This is a genomic window from Ramlibacter tataouinensis (assembly GCF_027941915.1).
Taxonomy (GTDB): Bacteria; Pseudomonadota; Gammaproteobacteria; order Burkholderiales; family Burkholderiaceae_C; genus Ramlibacter; species Ramlibacter tataouinensis_C.
This window is the reverse complement of record NZ_CP116009.1, coordinates 598,748-622,430: the sequence shown is the minus strand read 5'-3', so window position 1 is coordinate 622,430 and position 23,683 is coordinate 598,748. Positions and strand designations below refer to the sequence as shown.

The 23,683-nt window shown below is 71.3% G+C and carries 24 protein-coding genes; 14 read left to right on the top strand and 10 right to left on the bottom strand.

Annotated features, from left to right (window positions below; genetic code table 11):
* The first annotated feature begins 34 nt into the window (after positions 1–34).
* The 5 genes from ccoG (at position 35) to PE066_RS02785 (ending at position 3,782) form a co-directional block, all read left to right on the top strand.
* Positions 35–1,474 (top strand): cytochrome c oxidase accessory protein CcoG, encoded by a 1,440-nt coding sequence (gene ccoG, locus PE066_RS02805; protein WP_271235048.1) that lies wholly within the window; start codon positions 35–37, stop codon positions 1,472–1,474.
* Positions 1,475–1,489: 15 nt separating this feature from the next.
* Complete coding sequence (locus PE066_RS02800; RefSeq protein ID WP_271235047.1) at positions 1,490–1,756, top strand: FixH family protein; 267 nt, start codon at positions 1,490–1,492, stop codon at positions 1,754–1,756.
* Positions 1,757–1,768: 12 nt separating this feature from the next.
* Positions 1,769–2,014, top strand: coding sequence for a hypothetical protein (locus tag PE066_RS02795; protein WP_271235046.1), 246 nt, complete (start codon positions 1,769–1,771; stop codon positions 2,012–2,014).
* Between the two features lie 68 nt (positions 2,015–2,082).
* Positions 2,083–3,144 carry a sensor histidine kinase gene (locus PE066_RS02790; RefSeq protein ID WP_271235045.1) on the top strand — a complete coding sequence of 354 codons (1,062 nt, stop codon included), beginning with the start codon at positions 2,083–2,085 and terminating at the stop codon, positions 3,142–3,144.
* Positions 3,141–3,782: a response regulator gene (locus PE066_RS02785; RefSeq protein ID WP_271235044.1), complete on the top strand. Its 642-nt coding sequence runs from the start codon at positions 3,141–3,143 to the stop codon at positions 3,780–3,782. Before PE066_RS02790 ends, PE066_RS02785 begins: the two co-directional genes overlap by 4 nt.
* 10 nt (positions 3,783–3,792) lie before the next feature.
* On the opposite strand, the gene PE066_RS02780 is transcribed toward PE066_RS02785, so the two are convergent.
* The 3 genes from PE066_RS02780 to PE066_RS02770 are packed head-to-tail and all read right to left on the bottom strand — an operon-like array spanning position 3,793 to position 5,387.
* The gene (locus tag PE066_RS02780) at positions 3,793–4,152 is read right to left on the bottom strand and encodes a hypothetical protein (protein WP_271235043.1); all 360 of its coding nucleotides are present in this window, start codon (positions 4,150–4,152) and stop codon (positions 3,793–3,795) included.
* Positions 4,139–5,005, bottom strand: a complete 867-nt coding sequence (locus PE066_RS02775; protein WP_271235042.1) for a hypothetical protein — start codon at positions 5,003–5,005, stop codon at positions 4,139–4,141. The genes PE066_RS02780 and PE066_RS02775 overlap by 14 nt, the downstream gene beginning before the upstream one ends.
* Before the next feature lie 16 nt (positions 5,006–5,021).
* A complete protein-coding gene (locus PE066_RS02770) occupies positions 5,022–5,387 on the bottom strand; it encodes a hypothetical protein (RefSeq protein WP_271235041.1) in 366 nt (121 codons plus the stop codon).
* Positions 5,388–5,666: 279 nt separating this feature from the next.
* Between PE066_RS02770 and PE066_RS02765 the strand changes: the two genes are divergently transcribed.
* From PE066_RS02765 to PE066_RS02750, 4 genes are read left to right on the top strand one after another with little or no spacing between them, the layout of a single operon-like run.
* Positions 5,667–6,062 carry a response regulator gene (locus PE066_RS02765; protein ID WP_271235040.1) on the top strand — a complete coding sequence of 132 codons (396 nt, stop codon included), beginning with the start codon at positions 5,667–5,669 and terminating at the stop codon, positions 6,060–6,062.
* A 29-nt stretch (positions 6,063–6,091) separates the two neighbouring features.
* Complete coding sequence (gene fnr, locus PE066_RS02760; RefSeq protein ID WP_271235039.1) at positions 6,092–6,880, top strand: fumarate/nitrate reduction transcriptional regulator Fnr; 789 nt, start codon at positions 6,092–6,094, stop codon at positions 6,878–6,880.
* 18 nt (positions 6,881–6,898) lie between these two features.
* Entirely contained in the window at positions 6,899–7,504 is a 606-nt protein-coding gene (locus PE066_RS02755) for a hemerythrin domain-containing protein (RefSeq protein ID WP_271235038.1), read from the top strand.
* Between the two features lie 60 nt (positions 7,505–7,564).
* Complete coding sequence (locus PE066_RS02750; RefSeq protein WP_271235037.1) at positions 7,565–8,524, top strand: aldo/keto reductase; 960 nt, start codon at positions 7,565–7,567, stop codon at positions 8,522–8,524.
* Positions 8,525–8,541: 17 nt separating this feature from the next.
* Here the strand turns inward: PE066_RS02750 and PE066_RS02745 are convergent, their stop codons facing one another.
* From PE066_RS02745 to PE066_RS02715, 7 genes are all read right to left on the bottom strand, one after another.
* The gene (locus tag PE066_RS02745; protein WP_271235036.1) at positions 8,542–9,690 is read right to left on the bottom strand and encodes a PAS domain-containing sensor histidine kinase; all 1,149 of its coding nucleotides are present in this window, start codon (positions 9,688–9,690) and stop codon (positions 8,542–8,544) included.
* 148 nt (positions 9,691–9,838) lie between these two features.
* The gene (gene infA, locus PE066_RS02740; protein ID WP_271235035.1) at positions 9,839–10,105 is read right to left on the bottom strand and encodes a translation initiation factor IF-1; all 267 of its coding nucleotides are present in this window, start codon (positions 10,103–10,105) and stop codon (positions 9,839–9,841) included.
* Positions 10,106–10,365: 260 nt separating this feature from the next.
* Complete coding sequence (locus PE066_RS02735) at positions 10,366–11,760, bottom strand: efflux transporter outer membrane subunit (protein ID WP_271235034.1); 1,395 nt, start codon at positions 11,758–11,760, stop codon at positions 10,366–10,368.
* A complete protein-coding gene (locus PE066_RS02730; protein ID WP_271235033.1) occupies positions 11,757–14,930 on the bottom strand; it encodes an efflux RND transporter permease subunit in 3,174 nt (1,057 codons plus the stop codon). The genes PE066_RS02735 and PE066_RS02730 overlap by 4 nt, the downstream gene beginning before the upstream one ends.
* A gap of 15 nt (positions 14,931–14,945) precedes the next feature.
* The gene (locus PE066_RS02725) at positions 14,946–16,181 is read right to left on the bottom strand and encodes an efflux RND transporter periplasmic adaptor subunit (RefSeq protein WP_271235032.1); all 1,236 of its coding nucleotides are present in this window, start codon (positions 16,179–16,181) and stop codon (positions 14,946–14,948) included.
* A 126-nt stretch (positions 16,182–16,307) separates the two neighbouring features.
* Positions 16,308–16,862, bottom strand: coding sequence for a sugar O-acetyltransferase (locus tag PE066_RS02720; protein WP_271235031.1), 555 nt, complete (start codon positions 16,860–16,862; stop codon positions 16,308–16,310).
* Positions 16,863–17,100: 238 nt separating this feature from the next.
* Positions 17,101–17,568 carry a MarR family winged helix-turn-helix transcriptional regulator gene (locus PE066_RS02715; RefSeq protein ID WP_271235030.1) on the bottom strand — a complete coding sequence of 156 codons (468 nt, stop codon included), beginning with the start codon at positions 17,566–17,568 and terminating at the stop codon, positions 17,101–17,103.
* Between the two features lie 170 nt (positions 17,569–17,738).
* On the opposite strand from PE066_RS02715, the gene PE066_RS02710 reads away from it, so the two are divergent.
* The 5 genes from PE066_RS02710 to PE066_RS02690 all read left to right on the top strand — a co-directional run bounded on the left by PE066_RS02710 (position 17,739) and on the right by PE066_RS02690 (position 23,672).
* Positions 17,739–19,664 (top strand): FAD-binding monooxygenase, encoded by a 1,926-nt coding sequence (locus tag PE066_RS02710; protein WP_271235029.1) that lies wholly within the window; start codon positions 17,739–17,741, stop codon positions 19,662–19,664.
* A gap of 390 nt (positions 19,665–20,054) precedes the next feature.
* Positions 20,055–21,674: a protein kinase domain-containing protein gene (locus tag PE066_RS02705; RefSeq protein ID WP_271235028.1), complete on the top strand. Its 1,620-nt coding sequence runs from the start codon at positions 20,055–20,057 to the stop codon at positions 21,672–21,674.
* Entirely contained in the window at positions 21,671–22,441 is a 771-nt protein-coding gene (locus PE066_RS02700; protein ID WP_271235027.1) for a serine/threonine-protein kinase, read from the top strand. Before PE066_RS02705 ends, PE066_RS02700 begins: the two co-directional genes overlap by 4 nt.
* Complete coding sequence (locus tag PE066_RS02695; RefSeq protein ID WP_271235026.1) at positions 22,438–23,298, top strand: response regulator; 861 nt, start codon at positions 22,438–22,440, stop codon at positions 23,296–23,298. Before PE066_RS02700 ends, PE066_RS02695 begins: the two co-directional genes overlap by 4 nt.
* A gap of 8 nt (positions 23,299–23,306) precedes the next feature.
* Positions 23,307–23,672 (top strand): response regulator, encoded by a 366-nt coding sequence (locus PE066_RS02690; RefSeq protein ID WP_271235025.1) that lies wholly within the window; start codon positions 23,307–23,309, stop codon positions 23,670–23,672.
* Positions 23,673–23,683 lie beyond the last annotated feature (11 nt).

The window sequence follows — 23,683 nt, the reverse complement described above, 5'->3', positions numbered from 1 at the left end:
TGCGGGGGTCGGTGATTTATCCTGCCGCCCTCGCATGAGCCAGAAAGTCATTCCCATCCAGCCGATTCCCCCGTCGGGGGAGCCGCCGCAGACGCAGTCGCTGTACGAGGCGCAGAAGAAGATCTACCCGCGTTCGGTCAGCGGCCTGTTCGCGCGCTGGCGCTGGGTGTTCGTCTGGCTGACGCAGCTGGTGTTCTACGGCCTGCCCTGGCTGCCCTGGGCCACCGAGGCGGGCGCCCGCCAGGCGGTGCTGTTCGACCTGGCGGCCCGGCGCTTCTACCTGTTCGGGTACGTGCTGTATCCGCAGGACTTCATCTACCTGACGGCGCTGCTGGTGATCAGCGCGCTGTCGCTGTTCCTGTTCACCGCGGTGGCCGGCCGCCTGTGGTGCGGCTTCACCTGCCCGCAGACGGTCTATACCGAGATCTTCCTGTGGATCGAGCGCAAGGTGGAGGGCGACCGCCAGCGCCGCATGAAGCTCGATGCCGGCGGCTTCTCGGCCGCCAAGCTGGGCAAGAAGTCGCTCAAGCACTTCCTGTGGATCGCGCTGGCGCTGTGGACCGGCTTCACCTTCGTCGGCTACTTCACCCCGGTGCGCGAGCTCGGCAGCGAGATGCTGGCCGGCCGCATGGGCTCCTGGGAGGTCTTCTGGGTGCTGTTCTACGGCTTCGCCACCTACGGCAACGCCGGCTTCCTGCGCGAGCAGGTGTGCAAGTACATGTGCCCCTACGCGCGCTTCCAGGCGGCGATGTTCGACAAGGACACCCTGATCGTCAGCTACGACGCCGGCCGCGGCGAGCCGCGCGGCTCGCGCGGCCGCCAGGCCGATTTCGCCGCGCAAGGGTTGGGCTCCTGCGTCGACTGCACCCTGTGCGTGCAGGTCTGCCCGACCGGCATCGACATCCGCCAGGGCCTGCAGTACGAGTGCATCAGCTGCGCCGCCTGCGTCGATGTCTGCGACAGCGTGATGGACAAGATGAACTATCCGCGCGGGCTGATCCGGTTCACCACCCAGAACGCGCTGAACGGGCAGGGCGCCGGGCGCGACGTGCTGCGCACCATCCTGCGCCCGCGCGTGCTGGTCTACACCACCATCCTGGCGGCGTTGTCGCTGGGCCTGGCGATCCACCTGGCCACGCGCACGCCGCTGAAGGTCGACGTGATCCGCGATCGCGCCGCGCTCTCGCGCATCGTGGCCGGCGGCAAGCTGGAGAACGTCTACCGCCTGCAGCTGATGAACGCCACCGAGGAGACCCAGCACTACCGCATCGGCGCCGAAGGCCTGGCCGGCCTGGAGCTGGCGTCCGACGGCGAAGTCAGCATCGGTCCGGCCGAAGCGCGCTGGGTCGCCGTGCGGGTGCAGATCCCCTATGGGTCCGCTGCCCCGGGTTCGCATACCATCCATTTCACCGTCGAGTCGCGCGGCGGCGACGCGCATGTGCGCGAGAAGTCCGTCTTCCTCGTCCCCCGCTGAAGGAGAGCCCCCGCCATGAAGTCCGAACCTGAACCCGCGCAGCCGCCCGCCCAACCCTGGTGGAAGCAGGGCGTGGTCTGGGGCCTGATCGCCGGCCCCGCCATCGCGGTGGTGGCCGGCGTGGTCACCACCGTGATTGCCGTGCAGGGCGCCGATTCGCTGGTGACCGGCGACTCCTACCGGCGCGGCGCGGAGATCAACCAGCAGCGCGCCAGCGAGCGCGCCCAGATGCCGGCCCACCAGGCCCGCAACCACGCCGCCACGCCGACGGCGCAACCCTGAAAGGCCCAGGCGATGAACGGCCGCAAGCTGATGTGGATCGCCTGGCCTTCGTTCCTGGCCGCCTGCATGCTGCAGATGCTGGTGTTCGCGCTGGTCGACCCGCTGGAGCTGAACTGGGCCGGCCGCGAGCTGGCCTGGTCGCGCCAGGCGGTCTATGCCGGCGGCTTCTTCCTGTTCTGGGCCGCCACGCTGCTGTCCAGCGCGCTGACGGCGCTGCTGGTCATCCCCTCCGCCGAGGTCAACCAGGCCGGCGACTGAAGCCGGCCCGGGGGCGCGCCGGCGCCCGCGGCCGGTGCCGCTTGTCCGGGCTGGTAAATTCAGCCTCAATGCCTTCCTCGGTCACCCTGCAAAGCGACGACGTCGTGGCCGCCCGCCTGGCGGGCCTGCTCGACTCGGCCATGGATGCGATCCTGTCCGTGGATTCGCACCAGAACATCGTCCTGTACAACCGCGCCGCCGAGAAGATCTTCGGCTGGAGCGTCGACGAGGTGCGCGGCCGGCCGCTCAGCCTGCTGATGCCGGCGCGGTACCGCGCCGGCCACGCGCATTCGGTGCAGCGCTTCGGCCAGACCGGCGTCACCTCGCGCCGGATGGGCGACGGCACGGTGATCATGGGCCTGCGCAAGAGCGGCGAGGAGTTCCCGATGGAAGCGGCGATCTCGCAGCTCGAGACCTCCGAGGGCAAGCTCTACACGGTCATCCTGCGCGACATCACCGAGCGGCTGCGCGCGCGCGAGGAGCTGGCCACCTTCGCCGCCGAGGCGAGCGGCGTGCGCGAGCAGGAAAAGACCCGCATCGCGCGCGAGCTGCACGACGAGCTGGCTCAGTCGCTCACCGCGCTGAAGATGGACACGATCTGGGCGCGCGACAACCTCAAGGCCGACCCGGCCGGCGCCGCCGCCCGCCTGTCGCAGATGCTGGCCATGCTCGACGCCAGCGTGGCCGCCACCCGCCGCATCGCCGCCGACCTGCGTCCGCTGGTGCTGGATGACCTCGGGCTGGCGCCGGCGATCGAATGGCTGGTGCAGAACTTCAACCAGCGCACCGGCGTGCCGTGCGACCTCGACATCGACGAGGAGCTGGAGCTGCAGGAGCCCTACGCGACCGCCGTGTTCCGCATCGTGCAGGAGTCGCTGTTCAACGTCGGCAAGCATGCGCAGGCGAGCAGCGTGCAAGTGCGGGTGGCGCGCGAGGGCGGCGAGATGGTGCTGAGCGTGCAGGACGACGGCGTCGGCTTCCAGGTGTCGGACCCGCGCAAGCCGCAGTCGCTGGGGCTGGTCGGCCTGCGCGAGCGGGCCCACCTGCTGCAGGGCAAGGTGGACGTGGCCAGCACGCCGGGGCAGGGCACGCGGGTGGAAGCGCGCATCCCGGTGCGGGAGGGCGCGTGATCCGCCTCGTCATCGCCGACGACCACGCCATCGTCCGCGAAGGCCTCAAGCGCATCGTCGGCGAGGCCGGCGGCCTGCAGGTGGTGGGCGAGGCGGCCGACGGCGGCGAGGTGATGCAGCGCGTGCGCGAGCTCGACTTCGACGTGCTGGTGCTGGACCTGTCGATGCCGGGGCGCAGCGGCATGGAGCTGATCAAGCTGGTCAAGGCCGAGAAGCCCCGGCTGCGCATCCTGGTGCTGTCGATGCACCAGGAGACCCAGTACGCGGTGCGCGCCATCAAGTCCGGCGCCAGCGGCTACCTGACCAAGGAAAGCGCGCCGGCCCAGCTGGAGCAGGCGCTGCGCAAGATCGCCGCCGGCGGCGCCTACATCAGCGCCGAGGTCGCCGAGCAGCTCGCGCTCGGCGCCATGCCGGGCGCGGCTTCTGCGGCGCCGCACGAGTCGCTGTCGCACCGCGAGTTCGAGGTCATGCGGCGGCTGGCTGCCGGCGAATCGGTCACCGACATCGCCACCGCGCTCAACCTGTCGGTCAAGACCGTCAGCACCCACAAGGCCAACGGGATGGCCAAGCTGGGCCTGCACAACCAGACCGAGCTGGTGCGCTACGCGCTCAAGCACGGGCTGATCGAGCTGGGCTGAGGCCCGGCGGTCAGCGCGCCGGCGCCCCGTAGGCCGGCTTCTCGCGCACCTTCGCCAGCGTGCCGGCCGGCTCGAACAGCAGCACCAGTTCGGGCGCGGCGCGCGGGTCGGGCGCGCCTTTCGACCGGTACACCCAGACCTCGTAGCCGCTGTCGAAACGCAGCACCTCGCCCGGCCCGAGCCGCGCCTGCACCTCGGGCTTGGCTTGCCCCGGCGCGACGCGCTGGGCCGCCGCCGGTACCGTCAGCTGGGGATCGGCGAAGGGTGGTTGGGGCGGACCGCCGCCGAAGAAGCCGCGCGGGGCGGCGCAGCCGGCGAGCAGCAGCACCGCCGACCACGCCGCCGCCAGCCAGACTTCATTGCGCCGCATCGTGCGCCTCCATGTAGTCGAACACCACCCGCGTCTCGTCCGGCCAGCCCGCATCGGCCAGCGGCAGGAAGTAGGTGCGGTCCAGCAGCACTTCGCAGTCGCAGTACGGCAGCTCGCGCGCGAGGTTGGCCTCGTCGATCGCGCCGGCCCACAGGCGGGCCGCCGGCACCGTCTCCCGGCGCTCGCCCGAGACCAGCGTCACGCCGAAGATCGGCCGGTCGGCGAAGAGCAGGTAGCGGTTGCCCTCGCTGCCGCAGTAGGCCGGGGTGGTGGACAGCTCGGAGAAGATGCGCGTGATGAACGAGGGGCTGTTGGAGTACAGGCCGGCCTCCATGCCGACCCGGCACTCCAGCCGCAGGTCGCCCAGCCGGCGCGTGCCGGGCGGCAGCCCGGGCGTGCGCACCTCGGCCCGCCAGGTCATGGTCAGCGCCTTGCGGTCGGGCGTCACCTTGGCGTCCTCGGCCCAGGCCTTCGCATTGCGCGGCAGCACGAAGCTGCGGTCGGGCGCCACCGCCAGCGGGATCTCCACGCTGGCGCCGAGCACCAGCAGCTCGAGCCGGTCCAGGTCGACGCCGGGCTTGCGCGGCAGCAGCTTGAAGCGCAACTGCCCCTGCGGCGAGCGCGCCCGCTCGCGCTCGAACAGGTCCATGCCGCGCACCATGCGCCGGTACGATTTCTCGACCGGATCGGCGATGGGGTCGTAGGTGATGGTCACGCCGGGCAGCGTGGCCCGCGGGGCCGGGGCTTGGGCGAGGCCGGTCGCCGGCACCAGCAGCGCAGCCCCGGCCGCCCAAGCCGCCAGGGCCAGCGCCCGTCCGGGGGCCGATGCGCGTCGCCTGCGCGCCGCCGGCATGGTGAACCGGGGTGTCTCAGCGCTTCGGGTTCTGCTTGGCCTTCCAGTCGGCGTAGGCCTCGTCCATGCGCTGGCGCCGGCCCGAGTCGGACAGATCGGTCTCCCGGGACGAACCGGCCGCGCCCATCCTGCGCTCGTCCATGTGCCCGGCGCCGCGCTTCGCATGGCGGTCGGCGGCGCGGTGGCCGGCCTTGCCGGCGTGCCGGGTCGCATCGCCGGCCTTGTGGGCGGCGCCGCGGGCCTTCTCGCCCACGGTGCGGCCGTCGGCCGAGCCCTCGGCCGCGGCGCGCTCGCCCGGCGCCGGGGAACCGTCGCGGGCCTGGGCCCAGGCCCCGGCGCTCGTCGCCAGCAGGGCGGCCAGCAGGAGGGGGGAGATCTTCATGGCGAATCCTTTCGTGCGTGCTTGGTGCGCCCTCCATCTGACGCGCCGCCGGCGCGCGGCCGTGTCGGAGGCCGTTGCGAGGCCGTGTCGGGCGGCTTCGTGAGCGGCTGCCGCGGGTGAACCTGCCTGGCCCAGCGGTTGCGACGCGCCAAGGCGACGGCGCTAGGACTTTTCCTAGCCAGGCCCGGAGCAGCGGCAGCCGCTTTCCGGACTCGTCCTAGCTCCACATTCATCCTGCGCCGATGTCGCCGGAGCCGGGCGGCGGGCACAGTACATCCCATGGCAACCGCCCCCGCCCCCAGCCCCGTGAGAGTGTTCCTGGCCGACGACTCGGCCCCCATACGCCAGCGGGTGGCCGAACTGCTGGCCGTGCGCTCGATGGACATCGTCGGCCAGGCCGAGACGCCGCGCGCGTCGATCGAGGGCATCCTGGCCGCCCACCCCGACGTCGTCGTCCTCGACGTCCAGCTCGAGGGCGGCACCGGCCTGGAAGTCCTGCGCGCGGTGCGCCAGGCCGACCCCGGCATCGCCTTCGTCGTGTTCTCCAACAACTCCGCGCCGGCCTACCGCAAGCGCTACCTGGGCGAGGGTGCCCGCTGCTTCCTCGACAAGAGCAGCGAGTTCGACCGGCTCGCCAGCGCCGTGGCGGAAGCCTCCGCCGTGCGCGTGCACTGAATCCCCAGCCTCCACGAAGAAAGACCAGCATGACGACCGCCACCCTTGAAGACCGCCGCCCCGCGCCGACCCGCGTCATCCCCGTGCGCGAGACCCGCGGCAGCGCCCCCGCGCCGCTGACCACGCTGTGCTCGAGCTGCCACCTCAAGGACATCTGCCTGCCCTGCGGCCTGGCCGGTGACGAGGTGGAGCGCCTCGATGGCCTGCAGTTCGCGCGGCGCAAGGTCAAGGCCGGTCAGGCGCTGTACCGCCAGGGCGACGGCTTCCACTACATCTATGCGGTGCGCAGCGGCACCTTCAAGTCCAGTCTGATGCTGCCCGACGGCCGCGAGCAGGTGACCGGCTTCCACATGGCCGGCGAACTGATGGGCCTGGACGGCCTGGCCCAGGGCCAGCACGCCAGCAGCGCGACGGCGCTGGAGGATGCCGAGATCTGCTCCATCCCCTACGCCCAGCTGGCCGAGCTGTCGACCGCCAGCATGAACCTGCAGATGGTGGTCAGCCGCCTGATGAGCCGCGAGATCGTGCGCGAGCACAACCTGATGGTGCTGCTGGGCAGCATGAACGCCGAGGAGCGCCTGGCGGCCTTCCTGCTCAACATCTCGCAGCGCATGAAGGCGCGCGGCTACTCGCCGCACGAGTTCCACCTGCGCATGACCCGTGCCGAGATCGGCAGCTACCTGGGCATGAAGCTGGAGACGGTCAGCCGCACCTTCTCGGCCTTCCAGCAGCAGGGCCTGCTGGAAGTGGACAAGCGCCACATCCGCATCCTCGACATCGCCGGCCTGACCCGTGCGTTCGAGATGCGCGTGCAGTAAACGAAGGAGGACGACGCCATGGCCACCCCCGGAATCTCCCTGCAGGTGCTGCGCGACGAGCACGGCGCCGTCGCTGCGGTGCTGCGGTCCATGCTGATGATGCTCGAGCAGGGCCCCGGCGATGCGCCGGAGCGCTTCTTCGACGTGCTGCGCGCCATGCTGTTCTACATCGACGAGTTCCCGGAGAAGCTGCACCACCCGGCCGAATCCGACCTGCTGTTCCCCAAGATCGCGCGGGCCCGGCCCGACCTGATGCCGGTGATCGAGCAGCTCGAGGCCGAGCACATGGAAGGCGAGGGCCGGGTGCGCGAACTGCAGCACCTGCTGATGGCCTGGGAGCTGATCGGCGAGACGCGCCGCGGCGCCTTCGAGGAGGCCGCCCGCCGCTACGTCGACTTCTACCTCGGCCACATGCGGATGGAAGAGAGCCAGCTGCTGCCCGCGGCCAGGGCCTGCCTGACGCCGCAGGACTGGGCCGAGCTCGACGCCGAGTTCACCGAGGGGCGCGACCCGCTGCTCGCCAGCGAGCGCGACCCCAGCTACGACCGGCTGTTCACCCGCATCGTGATGAACGCGCCGGCGCCGATCGGCGTCGGGCCGGCCCTGGAGAAGTCGGAGGCCTGAAGCCGCATCCGGCGGCCGGCCGATCGGCAGCCGTTCGCCGATGCGGCCACAATCGGCCGCATGCAACTGCGATCCCTCGGCCAATCTCCCCTCAAGGTCTCGCCCCTGTGCCTGGGCGGCAACGTGTTCGGCTGGACCGCCGACGAGAAGACCTCGTTCTCCCTGCTCGACGCCTGGCTGGATGCCGGCTTCAACTTCGTCGATACCGCCGACGTCTATTCGCGCTGGGCGCCCGGCCATGCCGGCGGCGAATCGGAAACGGTGATCGGCAAGTGGCTGCGCCAGGGCGGCGGCCGGCGCGAGCGGGTGGTGATCGCCACCAAGGTCGGCCTGGACATGGGCGAGGGCCGCACCGGGCTGAAGCCGGCGCGCATCCGCGAGGCGGTCGAGGCTTCGCTGCGGCGGCTGCAGGTGGACTGCATCGACCTGTACCAGGCGCACAAGGACGACGAGGACACGCCGCTGGAAGAAACGCTGGAGGCCTTCGGCGCGCTGGTCAAGGAAGGCAAGGTGCGCGCGATCGGCGCCTCCAACTACAGCGCGGCGCGCCTGGCGCAGGCGCTGGAGGCCAGCCAGCGGCTCGGGCTGCCGCGCTACGAAAGCCTGCAGCCGCTCTACAACCTGTACGACCGCGCCGTCTTCGAGCGCGAACTGCAGCCGCTGTGCCGGCAGCACGGCGTCGGCGTCATGAGCTTCTATGCGCTGGCCGCGGGCTTCCTCACCGGCAAGTACCGCTCGCCGGCCGACGCGGCCAAGAGCCCGCGCGGCGCCAACACCACGGCCAAGTACCTCAACGAGCGGGGCTTGCGCATCCTCGCTGCGCTGGACGAGGTGGCCGGGCGGATCGGCAGCACGCCGGGGCAGGTGGCGATCGCCTGGGTGATGGCCCAGCCGGGCCTCACGGCGCCGATCGCCAGCGCCAGCTCGCTGGCGCAGTTGCAGGAACTGGTGGCAGCCGCCCGCCTGCAGCTCGACACCGAAGCCCTGCAGGCGCTCGACGCGGCCAGCCGCGAAACCTGAGCGGCGCGGGCCGGCCTTCAGCCGGCGTCGTGCGCCGGGTCGCCCGGGTCCGCGCCGGACACCGGCAGCCGCACGGTGAATTCGGCGCCGCGACCCTGGCCGGCGCTGCGCACCTGCACCGTGCCGCCGTGCAGCTTCACCACCTGGCGCACCACGTCCAGGCCGATGCCCATCCCGCTTGGCTCCATCTGCTCGGCCCTCGGATCGCGCGTGAAGAGGTCGAAGATCATGGGCAGCAAGGCGGGGTCGATGCCCATGCCGGTGTCCTCCACCCGCAGCACGGCCTCGTCGGCCTCGGTGGTGGCCTTGCACCAGACCCGGCCGCCGGCCGGCGTGTACTTGATCGCGTTGCTGACCAGGTTGTTGAGCACCTGCTGGAAGCGCTCGCGGTCGATCTCCGCGTACAGCGGCTGCGGGGGCAGCACCGCCTCGATCCGCACGCCCTTGTGCGTGGCGGCGTCCCGGTGCCCGATCACGCAGTCCTCCACCAGGGGGCGCAGGTCCATCCGCTGCCGGTTGAGTTCGACCCGGCCCATGTCCAGCCGGGTGGTTTCCATCAGGTCGTCGGCCAGGCGGCGCAGCGTGTCGATCTGGCCCTGCATGATGGTGGCCACCCGCTGGATGCGCTCGTCGCCGCCCAGCCGCTCCAGGATCTGCGCCGACGATTGCAGCGGCGACAGCGGGTTGCGTATCTCGTGGCCCAGCGAGCGCAGGAACTGGTTGGTGCGCTCGCGCGTGCGGGTCGCGACTTCCAGTTCGTTCTCCAGCGCCTCGAGCTGCATCCGTAGGTCGGTGCGGTCGCGCAGGACCTTGACGAAGCCCAGCACCTCGCCGGCGTCGCCGCGCACGGCCCTGACGGTGCCGGTGACCCAGATGCGCGTGCCGTCCTTGCGCAGGTGCCAGCGGTCGTCTTCCGACTGGCTGTCCTGCAGCGCGACCGCGAGCTCATGCCGGTCCAGGCCGCGGGCCCGGTCCCCGGTGGTGAAGAGCAGCGATACCGGTTGGCCCAGGACCTCGGCTTCGCCGTGGCCGAAGATCCGCTCGGCGGCACCGCGCCAGCCGACGATGCGGCCTTCCGGGTCCATCAGGATGAGCGCGTAGTCCCGGGTCTGGGCCAGGAACAGCCGCTGCAGGGTTTCCGGAAGATCCGCGGACGTGGGGGTCATGGGCGGGCGGGTGGCGCAAGGGCCACGCTAGCCCGATCGGCTCGCGGCGCGCGTCAGCCGGAACCGGATATCGAGGCGGGCGGCAGCGACGGGCCCGGCGCCGGAGCCGTCCGGCCCGGCGCGGACACGGGTCTCGCCCGCAGCAGGCTCAGCGGCGCCGCTGCGGAGCCGCCCCGCCGCCGTCGCTGTTGCGCGGGGGCAGGTGGCGGAACATGATGCGACCCTTGTTCAGGTCGTAGGGCGACAGCTCCAGCGTCACGTAGTCGCCGGCGATGATGCGGATGTGGTGCTTGCGCATCTTGCCGCCGCTGTAGGCGACCAGGTTGTGGCCGTTTTCCAGCACAACGCGGTAGCGCGAGTCGGGCAGCACTTCCTCCACCCGTCCCCGCATTTCGATCAACTCTTCCTTGGCCATGGGTTTCCTCTAGCTTCCATGCGATTCAATGGCCCGCGCCGCGAGAGGCCGGCACGCGGGCCCGCCCCACGGCCTCTGCCGCCGTGCCGCGCGGCGGCAGGCTTGGGCCGAGGGCTTCGGGAGGGTGTGGGGCCGGCTCGAAACCGGGGCTTGGCAGGACACGCCGCGAGCGATTCAGCCTGCGTGTGGCCCGCGCGGCGGCTTTGGGTCGCCCAGGATTGTAAGCGTTGCCCCGGTTGTGCAGGCGACAGGGTCTTCGCCTAGGGCGCCGTCTCGCTCCAGCCCCCGCCGAGCGCGCGGTACAGCAGCACGCGGTTCTGCAACTGGGCGACGCGCACCTGGATCTCGGCCTGGCGGGCCGTGAACAGCGAGCGCTGGGCATCCAGCAGGTCCAGCGTGCTGGCCACGCCGGCGTCGAACCGCATCTGGGCCAGGCGCGTGCGCACGGTTTCGGCCTGCGCCACCCGGGACTGGGCCTGCAACTGCTCGCCCAGGGTGGCGCGGCCGGCCAGCGCGTCGGAGACCTCGCGGAAGGCCGACTGGATGGCGCGCTCGTACTGGGCCACGGCAATGTCGCGCCCGACCTGCGCCGTGCGCAGGCCGGCTTCGTTGCGTCCGGCATCGAAGATCGGCAGCAGCAGCGAGGGCGCGACGGTGTAGGCCCAGGAGCCGCCGCCGCCGAACAGCCCCGACAACTGCGTGCTGGCCCGCCCCGCCTGGGCGGTGAGCGTGATGCGCGGGAAGAAGGCCGCGCGCGCCGCGCCGATGTTGGCGTTGGCCGCGACCAGCAGTTGCTCGGCCTGGCGCACGTCGGGCCGCGCCGCCAGCAGGTCCGACGGCAGGCCGGCCGGCACGTCGGGCAGCGCGATCGCCGCCATGGTGGTGCCGGTCTCGAAATCGGCGGGCAGCGCACGGCCGACCAGCAGGCCCAGCGCATTCAGGTCGAGCGCGCGCTGGCGCTGCTGCTGCGCCAGTGCGGCGCGCGCGGTTTCGGCCAGTGACTCGGCCCCGCGCAGGTCCAGCTCGGACGACACGCCGTGGTCGAAGCGCAGCTGGATCAGGCGCAGCGACTCCTCGCGCGTGGCCAGGGTCTGGCGCGTCAGGGCCAGCAGTTCCTCGTCGGCCACCAGGCTGAGCCAGGTGGTGGCGATCGAGCCGACCAGGGTGATCTGCGCCGCCTTGCGGCCTTCCTCGGTGGCCAGGTACTGCGCCAGCGCCGCCTCGGACAGGCTGGCGATGCGGCCGAAGAAGTCCAGCTCCCAGGCCGTCAGGGCCAGCCCGGCCTGGAAGCTGCTGACCTGCTCGCCGGAAGACGGGCTGGGGGCGCGGCTGGCGTTGACGCCGACGCCCACGGTGGGCAGGCGGTCGGCGCGGCGGATGTCGTACTGCGCACGCGCCTGCTCGATGCTGAGCAGGGCCACGCGCAGGTCGCGGTTGTCGGCCAGCGCGGTGGTGATCAGCTCGCGCAGCCGGGCGTCGGCGAAGAAGCGCTGCCAGTCCAGCGCCGGCGCCGCCGTGCCTTCGGCGGCGGCGGGGTAGGGGAAGGCCGCCGGGACCGGCGCCGCGGGACGCTCGTAGGTGGGCATGAACGAGCAGCCGGTCAGCACGGCCGCGGCCAGCGGCGCGATCAGGTGCCTGGTGCGAAGACGGCTCATACCTGGTCTCCTGCGCGGGCGCCGGACGGCAGTTCGGGGCCGCCCAGCTCGTGGGTGTAGAGCATCCGCTGGCGATCGCTGCCCCGGAAGATGCCGCGCACGACGACGAAGAACACCGGCACGAAGAACACGGCGAGCGCCGTGCCCGTGATCATGCCGCCCAGCACGCCGGTGCCGATGGCCCGCTGGCTGGCCGAGCCGGCGCCGCTGGCGATGGCCAGCGGCAGCACGCCCAGGCCGAAGGCCATCGAGGTCATGATGATCGGCCGGAACCGCAGGTGCGCCGCCTCCAGCGCCGCCGAGATCACGTCCTTGCCCTGGGCCTGCAGGTCCTTGGCGAATTCGATGATCAGGATGGCGTTCTTGGCCGTCAGGCCGATGATGGTGATCAGGCCGACCTGGAAATAGACGTCGTTGGCATAGCCGCGCAGCAGCGTGGCCAGCAGCACGCCGAGCACGCCCAGCGGCACCACCAGGATCACCGACAGCGGGATCGACCAGCTCTCGTACAGCGCCGCCAGGCACAGGAACACCGCCAGGATGGCGAAGCCGTACAGGATCAGCGCCTGCGAGCCGGCCAGCTTCTCCTCGCGCGACTGCCCGGTCCACTCGAAACCGAAGCCGGCCGGCAGCTGCGCCGCCAGGCGCTCCATCTCGTCCATCGCGGCGCCGCTGCTGTAGCCGGGCGCGGCCATGCCCGAAATGCGCATGGCGGGGTAGCCGTTGTAGCGGATGGTCTGCATCGGCCCGGTGACCCAGCGCGTGCTGGCGAAAGCCGACAGCGGCACCGCGCGGCCCTGGTTGTTGACCGCATTGATGCGCAGCAGGTCCTCGGGCTGCATGCGCGCCGGCGCATCGGCCTGCACGATCACCCGCTGCAGCCTTCCCTGGTTGGGGAAGTCGTTGATGTAGGACGACCCCAGCGAGGTGGACAGCGCCGCATTGATGGCATCGAAGCCCACGCCGAGCGCCTGCGCCTTCTCGCGGTCGATGTCCACCTGCAGCTGCGGCGCGTCTTCCAGGCCGTCGGGGCGCACCTGCGTCAGCACCTTGCTTTGCCCGGCCAGGCCCAGCAGCTGGTTGCGTGCGGCGACCAGCGCCTCGTGGCCGTTGCCCCCGCGGTCCTGCAGGCGGAAGGTGAACCCCGAGGCCGTGCCCAGTTCCGGAATGGGCGGCGGGCTGAGCGGAAAGATGAAGGCATCCCGGATGCCCGACAGCGCGCCGAACGCGCGGCCGGCCAGGGCCTGGGCCGACTGGCTGGCCTCCTTGCGCTCGTCCCACGGCTTGAGCGTGATGAAGGCGATGCCCGCGTTCTGGCCCTGGCCGGAAAAGGAGAAGCCCAGCACGCTGACCATGCCCTGCACCTCGGGCTGCTTGAGCACCCAGGACTCGACCTGCTCCATCACCTGCTGGGTGCGCTGGGCGGTGGCGCCGGGCGGCAACTGCACGTTGACCAGCATGTTGCCCTGGTCTTCCTGCGGCAGGAAGGAGGTGGGCAGGCGGGTGTAGACCAGGGCCGCCACGGCGCCGATCACCGCGTACAGGATCAGGTACCAGCGGGCGCGGCGCAGGATGCGCGCCACCGTGCTTTCGTAGCCGTGCGCGGTGCGCTTGAAGCCGCGGTTGAACCAGCCGAAGAAGCCGCGCTTTTCCACGTTGTGGCCGGCCGGCACCTGCTTGAGCAGGGTGGCGCACAGCGCCGGCGAGAGCGACAGCGCCATGAAGGCCGAGAACGCGATCGAGGACACCATCACCGCGGAGAACTGGCGGTAGATGTTGCCGGTGGAGCCGGCGAAGAAGGCCAGCGGCACGAACACCGAGATCAGCACCACGGTCACGCCGATGATGGCGCCCTGGATCTGGCCCATCGCCTTGCGCGCGGCCTCGCGCGGCGGCAGGCCTTCCTCGCTCATGATGCGCTCGACGTTCTCCACCACCACGATGGCGTCGTCGACCACGATGCCGATCACCAGCACCATGCCGAACATGGTCAGCACGTTGATCGAGAAGCCCAGCGCCAGCAGGGTGGCGAAGGTGCCCAGCAGCGCCACCGGCACCACCAGCGTGGGAATCAGGGTGTAGCGCCAGTTCTGCAGGAACAGGAACATCACCAGGAACACCAGCGCCACGGCTTCCAGCAGCGTCACCACCACCTGGCTGATGGAGATGCGGATGAAGGCCGAGCTGTCATAGGGGATGTCCCACTTCATGCCCGGCGGGAAGTAGGCCGCCAGCTCGCCCATGCGGGTGCGGACCAGGTCGGCGGTCTCCAGCGCGTTGCCGCTGGGCGAGAGCTGAACGCCGATGCCGGTGGAGGGCTTGCCGTTCAGGCGGGCCGAGGTGGCGAAGGTCTGCGCGTTCAGCTCGACCCGGGCCACGTCCTTCAGGCGCACGGTGGAGCCGTCGGTGTTGGCGCGCAGCACGATCTCGCGGAACTGCTCGGGCGTGGTGAGCTGGCCCGGCACGACCACCGTGGCGGCGATCTGCTGGCCGGCGACGTTGGGCAGCTCGCCGATGGAGCCGGCCGACACCTGCGCGTTCTGGGCGCGGATGGCGGCGTTGACCTCGGCCACCGAGAGGTTGTAGCCGACCAGCTTCTGCGGATCGATCCAGACGCGCATCGCCGCCTCGGTGCCGAACAGCTGCGCCTGGCCGACGCCCGGGATGCGCTGGATCTCGGGCAGGATGTTGCGCGAGGCGTAATCGCCCAGCTGCACCGGCGTGAAGTTCGGGTCGTCCGACGAGATGATGGTGAACAGCAGGAAGTTCGCGCGCGACTTGTCCACCCGCACGCCCTGCTGCGTCACCGCCGAGGGCAGGCGCGGCGTGGCGCGCGACAGCCGGTTCTGCACGTCGACCTGGGCCAGGTCGGGGTTGGTGCCCGGGGCGAAACTCAGCGTGATCTGGCCGGTGCCGTTGGCCTGGGTCACCGACTCCATGTAGATCAGGCCGGGCGAGCCGTTCATCTCCTGCTCGACCACGCTGATGACGCTCTCCTCCATGGTGGTGGCGGAGGCGCCGGGGTAGGTGGCCGAGATGACGATGGACGGCGGGGCGACGGGCGGGTACTGCGCGATCGGCAGCTGCGTGATCGCCACGCTGCCGAGCACGATGATGAACAGGGCGATGACCCACGCGAAGATGGGCCGGTCGATGAAGAACTTGGCCATGCGGCGGCGCCCCGGTCAGTTGCCGGGCGCGGAAGCGGCCGAAGAAGCAGTGCGGGCGGGCGCCGAGGCGGCGGAAGCGGCTGGCGCCGCCGCGGCGGCGGGCTTGCCGTTGCTCCACGGCACCGGCTTGACGGGGCTGCCGGGCCGCAGCTTCATGAAGCCGTCGACCATCACCTGCTCGCCGGGCTTGAGGCCGTCGAGCACCACCCATTGGCCGTTCTGCGAGCCGCCGACCTTGATCGGGCGCGGCGCCACCTGGCCGTCCGGCGCCACCACCATTACGCTGTCGCCCTGCTGCGACCGCGTGACGGCCTGCTGCGGCAGCAGCACCGCGTTGCTGGCGGTGGCCTGCTCCAATTGCACGCGCACGTACATGCCGGGCAGCAGCAAACCCCGGGCGTTGGGCACTTCCGCGCGCAGCGAGACGTTGCCGGTGGCCGGGTCCACCTGCAGGTCGGCGAACAGCAGCCGGCCCGGCTGCGGATAGGCGCTGCCGTCCTCCAGCACCACCTTGACCGGCGCGGCCTCGGCGCCGGCGCGCTTGAGCCGGCCCTGTTCCAGCGCGCGGCGCAGGTTCAGCACCTCGCTCGAGGACTGGGTGATGTTCACGTACAGCGGGTTGATCTGCTGGATCATCGCCAGCGGCGTGGCCTCGCCCTGGCCGACCAGCGCGCCCTCGGTCACCAGCGCGCGGCCGATGCGGCCGGAGATCGGCGCGTTCACCAGCGCGTACCCGAGGTTGATGCGGGCGACCTTCACCGCCGCTTCGCCGGCGGCCACTTCCGCCTCGGCGGATTTCTGCGCCGCCACGGCATTGGCGTATTCCTGCTTGCTGATCGCATTGGCTTCCACCAGCGGGCGGTAGCGTTCGGCCAGCGCCTTGGCCTGGCCCAGGTTGGCCTGGCCGCGCGCCAGCGTCGCCTGGGCGCTGGCCAGCGCCGCCTCGTAGGGCGAGGCGTCGATGCGGAACAGCGGCTGGCCGGCCTTGACGTCGCTGCCCTCGCGGAACAGCCGCTCCTGCACGATGCCGGCGGCGCGCGCGCGGACCTGCGCGACGCGCGATGCCTCCAGCCGGCCGGGCAGTTCCGTCACCAGGCCGATGTCGCGCGGCTGCACCGTCACCACGCCGACTTCGGGCGGCGGCATGCCGCCGGGGGGCGCGGCGGCAGCGTTGTTCTTGGACTGGCCGCAGGCGGCTAGCAGGAGGGCGGCGAGGACGGGGGCAAGCAGGAGGGGGCGCGACAAGGGCATGGTGTGCCGGCGGGCGGGGCAAAAGCCGACCAGTATACGAACCGGTTTTGACGCGCGTCAGGCGCCTGCGCCGATGGGCTTTGGAATGCCTGAGGTCTTTGCGCGGGGCGCTCGCGTCCGGCCCGGCTATGTGGCAGGCCGCAGCACGCGGCACGGGTTGCCGGCTGCAAGCTGCCCGTCCGGAATGTCCCGCGTCACCACGCTGCCGGCGCCGATGACGGCGCCGTCGCCGATGCGCACGCCGGGCAGGATCAGGGCGCCGGCGCCGACCCAGACGTCCGAGCCGATCTCGATCGGCCGGCCGTACTCGAGGGTGCGGCGCTCGATGGCGTCCATCGGGTGCAGCGCCGCGCAGACCTGCACCGCCGGGCCGAACAGCGTGCGAGCGCCGATGCGCACCCGGCAGATGTCCAGCACCACGCAGTTGAAGTTGAAGTACACGCGCTCGCCGAGCTCGATGTTGAAGCCGTAGTCGCAGAAGAACGGCGGCTGCACCAGCGCGCTGTCGCCGCCGCGCGCGAACAGGCGCTGCAGCAGCTCGCGCCGGCCGGGCGCGCCGACCTGCAGGCTGGCATTCAGCTCGATGCAGAGCTCGCGGGCGCGGTGGCGCGCGGCCACCAGTTCAGGATCACCGGCGTCGTACAGCTCGCCGGCCAGCATGCGTTCGCGCTCGGACGCCATCGCCGACCCCTGCCTTCAGAAGATCCACGCCAGCAGCAGGAACAACAGGATGGTGCCGACGAGCGAGACCCCGATGGAGCCGATCCAGCCCAGCTTGTTGGAGAAGAACAGGAACATGCGGCGACTGTGCCGCCGCTCGCCGCCGGGCGGGGTAGGGGCGTGCGGCAGGCGCCTGTAGCCGCTCGCCGACACTCGCCTGCCTGCGGGCACGGCGAAAGCGGCGGGGCACCGGCGGGTTTCACTCCCGGCTGGGGATGTTGCTCAACTCCGCATTGGCATCGACCAGCACCTTCATCAGCCGGATGAACTCCTTGCGTTCGGCCTTGGCCAGCGGCTCCAGCAGGCGCTCCTGCGACCGGAGCATGCGCGGAACGACGCCCGCCAGCACCTCGATGCCCTTGTCCGTGGGCGTGATCAGCCGCGCCCGGCGGTCGCTGGGCGAGACGTTGCGCACCACCAGCCCGCGCGCCTCCAGCCGGTCGATGACGCCGGCGATGGTCGAGGTGTCGTAGCCGACGCTGTTCGCCAGCGTCTTCTGGTCGATGCCGGGCTGGTTGCAGACCGTCTGCAGCGACGAATACTGGACGGGGGTCAGGCCCAGGTCGCCGACTTCCTGCGTGTACAGGGCGCAAGCGAGCTGGTGGACGCGCCGGGCGAAGTGCCCCGGCAGGTTCGTCAGGTCCAGGTTCTTCCAAGGCTCGGTCATGGGGTCAGCTCCGGGATTACCCGTATTCGATTGGTTCGAGATTAGATCGCATGCTGATTATTATCATGCTGATCATCGCGGGGCGCCTGCCGGTCGGTCCAGCCGATCGGAGCGACCGGCTGCGGCGCCCGCGACGGCCCATCGACCCACACCCGAATCAGAGTAGACCCATGCAATTCCACCTGAATGGCTTCCTCCCCGGAGATCCCCACGTGGCCCAGGCTGCGCCGCAAGCGCGGCCGCACACCGATGCCGCGCCGGCCGAGGTCGATGTCCTGATTGTCGGCTGCGGCCCCGCGGGCCTGACGCTGGCCGCGCAACTGTCGGCCTTCCCCGACATCCGCACCTGCATCGTCGAGCAGAAGGACGGGCCGTTGCAGCTCGGCCAGGCCGACGGCATCGCCTGCCGCACCATGGAGATGTTCGAGGCCTTCAACTTCGCCGAGCGGGTGCTGAAGGAAGCCTGCTGGATCAACGAGGTCACGTTCTGGAAGCCCGACGGCCAGCAGCCCGGCAACATCATGAGGCATGGCCGCGTGCAGGACACCGAGGACGGCTTGTCCGAGTTCCCGCACGTGGTGCTGAACCAGGCGCGGGTGCACGATTTCTACCTCGACGTCATGCGCCAGTCGCCCAGCCGGCTGGAGCCGCACTATGCCCGCCGCGTGCTGGACGTGGCGGTGGACAGCGGCGACGTGGCGTACCCCGTCACGGTGCGGATGGAGCGCACCGACGCCGCCCATGCGGGCCAGGTCGAGACCGTGAGGGCGCGCTACGTGGTCGGCTGCGACGGCGCGCGCAGCGCGGTGCGCAGGGCGATCGGACGGCAGCTGGTGGGCGACTCGGCCAACCAGGCGTGGGGCGTGATGGACGTGCTGGCGGTGACCGACTTCCCGGACATCCGCTTCAAGTCGGCCGTCCAGTCCGAGCACGGCAACCTGCTGGTGATCCCGCGCGAGGGCGGCTACCTGGTGCGCCTGTACGTGGAGATGGACAAGCTGGGCGAGGAGGAGCGCGTCGCCAGCCGCAACATCACGATCGACAAGCTCGTCGCCGCGGCGCAGCGCATCCTGCATCCCTACACGCTGGACGTGAAGGAGGTCCCGTGGTGGTCGGTCTACGAGATCGGCCAGCGCATTTGCGACAAGTACGACGACGTGCCGGCGCAGGAAGCCGGCGCGCAGCTGCCGCGGGTGTTCATCGCCGGCGACGCCTGCCACACCCACAGCCCGAAGGCCGGGCAGGGCATGAACTTCTCCATGCAGGACACGTTCAACCTGGGCTGGAAGCTGGCGGCGGTGCTGCAGGGGCAGTGTGCGCCCGAGCTGCTGCGGACCTATTCGGAGGAGCGCCAGGTCGTGGCCCAGGAGCTGATCGACTTCGACCGCGAGTGGGCCAAGATGTTCAGCGACCGCGCCAAGGAAGGCGCCGGCGGCGAGGCCGGCGGCGTGGACCCCAAGGCCTTCCAGACCTACTTCGAGCAGCACGGCCGCTTCACCGCCGGCATGGGAACGCACTACAAGCCGTCGGTCATCTGCGGCGAGGCCACCCACCAGGCGCTGGCCACCGGCTTCGTGATCGGCACCCGCTTCCACTCGGCGCCGGTGGTGCGGATCACGGACGCCCGGCCGCTGCACCTGGGGCATGTGGGCAAGGCCGACGGCCGCTGGCGCCTGTATGCCTTCGCCGGCGACCGGGACGCGGCGCTGGACGGCGCCGGCGGCGTGCGTGGCCTGTGCCGCTTCCTGGAGGAAGCGCCGGACTCGCCGGTGCGCCGGTTCACCCGGCCGGGGCAGGACATCGACGCCGTGTTCGACCTGCGGGCGATCTTCCAGCAGTCCCATCGCGAGATCGACATCGGCGCCATGCCCGGCCTGCTGCGGCCGCGCAAGGGCCGCCATGGCCTGGTCGACTACGAGAAGGTCTTCTGCCCGGACCTCAAGGACGGGCCGGACATCTTCGAGCTGCGCGGCATCGATCGCGCCCGCGGCGCCCTGGTCGTGGTGCGCCCCGACCAGTACATCGCCCATGTGCTGCCACTGGAGGCGCACGGCGAACTGGCGGAGTTCTTCGCGGGATTCATGCTGCCGGGTTGATGCGACGAGCAGGGACGCCTGCAACGAACTGTCCGCGCGCCGATCGTTGCGCGGAGCGTCCCGCGCAACGGTCGGGTGGAGCTGCAAGCCGCTGCGCCAACTTCCGGCGGGCAGGGCCCCCAGCGCCCGCACGTCCCGGATTTCGCTGGCCCCACGCCGGCGGACCGCGCGTCGCCCCGGCGCGACCGGCTGTCGCGGATGCGATCCGGCTCGGTGTAACAACTGGTGACGTGTCGACTGCTGTTGAGGTACAACGGGCCCCAAGTCCAACCTCATCCATCGTGGCGGTCATCGTGACCACGCTCCCCATCGACCATGCAGTGCCAACGGCAGTACCGGCTCCCCAGGCCTCCCCATTCTTCCTGGCGCGCACGGGAGGCGGCCTGAACGATGGGACACGGCCGCTTTTCCTCCGACGGCGCTGAGTTCCCGGCCACCGAGGCGGCCCCGCTCGAGCCGCTGTTCACGCCGTCCCACCCCTCCGCCATCGAGGAAAGCCGGCCGCCGACTCCGAGGCCGGCCGACGACGAGGGGGCCATCAGCACCTTCCTGTACGCGCGCCTGCACAACTTCACCGCGGCCTGCTCCACCGTGGCCGGCCCCGAGCTGACCGCCTTCGTCAACGAAGCCCGGCGCATGCTGTCGTCGGCGGCACTCAAGCTGGGCGGCGAGATCGCCCAGCGGCGGCCCGACTCCATCCTGTGCGTCTTCACGCACAACCCGAAGGACCGGGTGCCGACCCATGCCAAGCGCGGCCTGCACGCGGCCATCCTGACGGTGCACGAGGCGATGCAGCTGGCGGCCCGGATCGGGCCGCAGCTGGAGGCCGCGGGCGTGCCGCCGCTGTGGATCGCAGTGGGGGTGCACCTGGGGGCGGGCGAGGTGACGCCGCGCGCCAGCAACGCCGAGCGCATGGTGCACGCCACCGGCGAGGCGGTGGAGATCGCCCGGCTGCTGGAGGGCGTGGCCGCTGACCTGCGCTGGGGCCTGGTGGCCTCGGCCGGCACCCGGCTGGCAGCCGGCACCCGGGTCGAGAGCGGGCGCAGCGCCACCATCGGGCTGCCGGACGAATCGTTCCTGGAGCTCACGGAGATCAGCGGCCTGGTGGCTCGCGCCGGTTCGACCACGCCGCCCAGCCACTACGCCATGCTGCGCGAGTCGCTGCTGCTCAACCAGCAGATCGCCCGCGCCAGCGCCGGCGCGCCCACCGGCAGCGGCAACCTGCTGATCGAGGACTACCGCGTGCTGCGCAAGATCGGCGAGGGCGGCAACGCCTCGGTCTACCTGGCGCAGCCGGTGGGCGGCGGCCCGACCCAGGTGCTCAAGGTGATGCGCATGGACGGCCCCGAGGGCGACGCCGGCCTGCAGCGCTTCCTGCAGGAATACGCGCTGCTCTCGGGCATCGACCACCCGAACGTGGCGCACTTCTTCCGCCAGGGCTTCTCGGCCGGCAGCGCCTACATCGCGATGGAGTACTTCCCGCTGGGCGACCTGCGCAGCCGCATCCGCCGCCTGCTGGACCCGGCCATCGCGCTGTACTACCTGCGCCAGATCGCCGCCGGGCTGGAGGCGATCCACCACGCCAACATCGTGCACCGCGACCTCAAGCCGGACAACATCATGGTCCGGCAGGACGGCATCGTCGCCATCACCGACTTCGGCGTGGCCAAGCAGGTCTCCATGCTGATCACCGACACCGGCGCCGGCGAAGTGGTGGGCACGCCCTACTACCTGAGCCCGGAGCAGGCCCAGGGCCACCGCGTCGATGCCCGCTCCGACCTGTACAGCCTGGGCGTGCTGGCCTACGAGATGCTCACCGGCAACAAGCCCTATCACGCCACCACCACCCACGACCTGCTGCGCCTGCACGTGGAGGCGCCGGTGCCCGCGCTGCCGCCGCAGCACCGGCACCTGCAGCCGGTGCTCGACCGGCTGATGGCCAAGGACCCGCAGCAGCGCTACGCCTCGGCCGGCGAACTGCTGGACGACCTCGACCGGTTGCAGGCATGACCGCGCTGGAAGTGCAAGCCGCCGTCTTCGCCGGTCCTTGGGAACTGCAAGCGGTGCTGGGCCGCGGCCGCCGCTCCACCGTGTACCGGGCCCTCGACGCGCAGGGGCGCACCGCCGCCGTCAAGGTGTGCGCGGGCGCCGACCTGGCGCGCGAGCACCGGCTGCTCGCCACCTTCCGGCATCCCCACCTGCTGCGGCCGCTCGGTTGTGGCCGCGGCCCGCAGGGCCCCTGGCTGGCCAGCGAATGGGCGCAGGGCGGCGCCTTGCCTGCCCCGCCCGCCGGCGGTTTCGCCGATGCCCAGGTGCGCCGCTGGCTGGCCGAACTGGGCGGCGCCCTGGCCCACCTGCACCGCCGCGGCTGGGTGCATCGCGACCTCAAGCCCGCCAATTTGCTGCGGCGCGCCGACGGCTCGCTGGTGCTGGCCGACCTCGGCGAGGCCGTGCCCGCCGGCACGCCCGGTCCGGCTCCCGGTACGGTGGTCGGCTCGCCGCGCTACGCCGCGCCCGAGCAGTCGCAGGGGGCGCCGGCCGCGCCGGCGGCCGACGTGTACAGCCTGGGCGTGCTGCTGCACGAGTGGCTGACCGGGTGGCCGGCCTATGGGGGCGAGACGCCGGCGGAGCTGCAGGCGCAGCACCTGATCGCCCCGGTGCCGCGGCTGTGCGCCGAGCGCGCGCACTGGCAGCCGCTGCTGGATGCCCTCATGGCCAAGGACCCGGCCCACCGCCTGCCCGACGGGCAGGCGGTGCTTACCAGGAATGCAACGTGAATCCCAACGACCACTACCTCGTCGACGTCATCGGCTTCAATGACGTCGAGCGCGCCATGCTGGCCAGCATCTTCGCGCTGGCGGCCCGGCGCGACCCCGGCTTCGCCCAGTTCGAGCCGGGCACCCCCGGCCGCACGCCCGACGTCTACCTGGTGGACGCCGACAAGCCCGAGGCCATGAAGGAGTTCCGGTCGCTGCACAAGCGCGCCGGCCTGCCCTCGGTGCTGATCGGCACCAGCGCCCAGGGCACCGACTTCCCGGTGCTGCCGCGCCCGCTGCAATGGGCCCGGCTGCTGCAGGCGCTGGACGACGTGGTCTCCGGCGGCGACGACGGCGCGCCCTTCGTGGCGCCGCCGGTCGATGCCCACGCCCACCTGCGCCGCAGCCTGCCGGGGGCATCGCGTTCCAGTTCGCCGCAGGCGGCGGCGCAAGCCGGCGCCGCCCAGCGGATGATGGGCGACACCGTGCTGGTGGTCGACGACAACGCCACGGTGCGCGCCTTCATGCAGGCCAAGCTGGCGCCGTTCGGCTTCGAGGTGGATTTCGCCGAGACCGGCGAGGAGGCGATCGGCCTGTCCGGCACGCACGAGTACACCTGCGTGTTCCTCGACGTGGTGCTGCCCGGCATCGACGGCTACCAGGTCTGCAAGCTGATCAAGTCGAACAAGCAGGCGATCCGCAAGACGGCGGTGGTCATGCTGACCAGCCGCAGCTCGCCGTTCGACAAGCTGCGCGGCTCGCTGGCCGGCTGCGACGAGTACCTCACCAAGCCGCTGGACGAAGACCGCCTGCTGGAGGTGATCGCCAAGTTCCTGCCCAGCGGGCGCAAGCAGGCCGAGCGGGCGGCGCGCAAATGAGCACGACCATGACAGGCAAGTCCATCCTGGTCGTCGACGACACGCGCTCCATGCGCAAGATGGTGTCGGCCGTGCTGGCCGGCGCCGGCTACGAGGTGTCGGAGGCGGGCGACGGCGCCGAGGCGCTGCAACTGGCGCAGCAGCGCCAGTTCGACCTGGTCGTGACCGACCACAACATGCCGGTCATGGACGGCGTGACGCTGGTGCGCGAGCTGCGGCGGCTGCCGCAGTACGACGCGGTGGCGCTGATCGTGCTGTCCACCGAGGTCGATCCGCTGCTCAAGCAGAAGGGCCGCGAGGCCGGCGCCACCGGCTGGATGGCCAAGCCGTTCGACCCCCAGCGCATGCTGGACATCGTAGGCAAGTTCGTTTGACCCTCCAGGCG

Coding starts and splice junctions, on each gene's coding strand:
- ccoG (WP_271235048.1), top strand. CDS start 35: ATGAGCCAGAAAGTCATTCCCATCCAGCCGATTCCCCCGTCGGGGGAG.
- PE066_RS02800 (WP_271235047.1), top strand. CDS start 1,490: ATGAAGTCCGAACCTGAACCCGCGCAGCCGCCCGCCCAACCCTGGTGG.
- PE066_RS02795 (WP_271235046.1), top strand. CDS start 1,769: ATGAACGGCCGCAAGCTGATGTGGATCGCCTGGCCTTCGTTCCTGGCC.
- PE066_RS02790 (WP_271235045.1), top strand. CDS start 2,083: ATGCCTTCCTCGGTCACCCTGCAAAGCGACGACGTCGTGGCCGCCCGC.
- PE066_RS02780 (WP_271235043.1), bottom strand. CDS start 4,152: ATGCGGCGCAATGAAGTCTGGCTGGCGGCGGCGTGGTCGGCGGTGCTG.
- PE066_RS02775 (WP_271235042.1), bottom strand. CDS start 5,005: ATGCCGGCGGCGCGCAGGCGACGCGCATCGGCCCCCGGACGGGCGCTG.
- PE066_RS02770 (WP_271235041.1), bottom strand. CDS start 5,387: ATGAAGATCTCCCCCCTCCTGCTGGCCGCCCTGCTGGCGACGAGCGCC.
- PE066_RS02765 (WP_271235040.1), top strand. CDS start 5,667: ATGGCAACCGCCCCCGCCCCCAGCCCCGTGAGAGTGTTCCTGGCCGAC.
- fnr (WP_271235039.1), top strand. CDS start 6,092: ATGACGACCGCCACCCTTGAAGACCGCCGCCCCGCGCCGACCCGCGTC.
- PE066_RS02755 (WP_271235038.1), top strand. CDS start 6,899: ATGGCCACCCCCGGAATCTCCCTGCAGGTGCTGCGCGACGAGCACGGC.
- PE066_RS02750 (WP_271235037.1), top strand. CDS start 7,565: ATGCAACTGCGATCCCTCGGCCAATCTCCCCTCAAGGTCTCGCCCCTG.
- PE066_RS02745 (WP_271235036.1), bottom strand. CDS start 9,690: ATGACCCCCACGTCCGCGGATCTTCCGGAAACCCTGCAGCGGCTGTTC.
- infA (WP_271235035.1), bottom strand. CDS start 10,105: ATGGCCAAGGAAGAGTTGATCGAAATGCGGGGACGGGTGGAGGAAGTG.
- PE066_RS02735 (WP_271235034.1), bottom strand. CDS start 11,760: ATGAGCCGTCTTCGCACCAGGCACCTGATCGCGCCGCTGGCCGCGGCC.
- PE066_RS02730 (WP_271235033.1), bottom strand. CDS start 14,930: ATGGCCAAGTTCTTCATCGACCGGCCCATCTTCGCGTGGGTCATCGCC.
- PE066_RS02725 (WP_271235032.1), bottom strand. CDS start 16,181: ATGCCCTTGTCGCGCCCCCTCCTGCTTGCCCCCGTCCTCGCCGCCCTC.
- PE066_RS02720 (WP_271235031.1), bottom strand. CDS start 16,862: ATGGCGTCCGAGCGCGAACGCATGCTGGCCGGCGAGCTGTACGACGCC.
- PE066_RS02715 (WP_271235030.1), bottom strand. CDS start 17,568: ATGACCGAGCCTTGGAAGAACCTGGACCTGACGAACCTGCCGGGGCAC.
- PE066_RS02710 (WP_271235029.1), top strand. CDS start 17,739: ATGCAATTCCACCTGAATGGCTTCCTCCCCGGAGATCCCCACGTGGCC.
- PE066_RS02705 (WP_271235028.1), top strand. CDS start 20,055: ATGGGACACGGCCGCTTTTCCTCCGACGGCGCTGAGTTCCCGGCCACC.
- PE066_RS02700 (WP_271235027.1), top strand. CDS start 21,671: ATGACCGCGCTGGAAGTGCAAGCCGCCGTCTTCGCCGGTCCTTGGGAA.
- PE066_RS02690 (WP_271235025.1), top strand. CDS start 23,307: ATGACAGGCAAGTCCATCCTGGTCGTCGACGACACGCGCTCCATGCGC.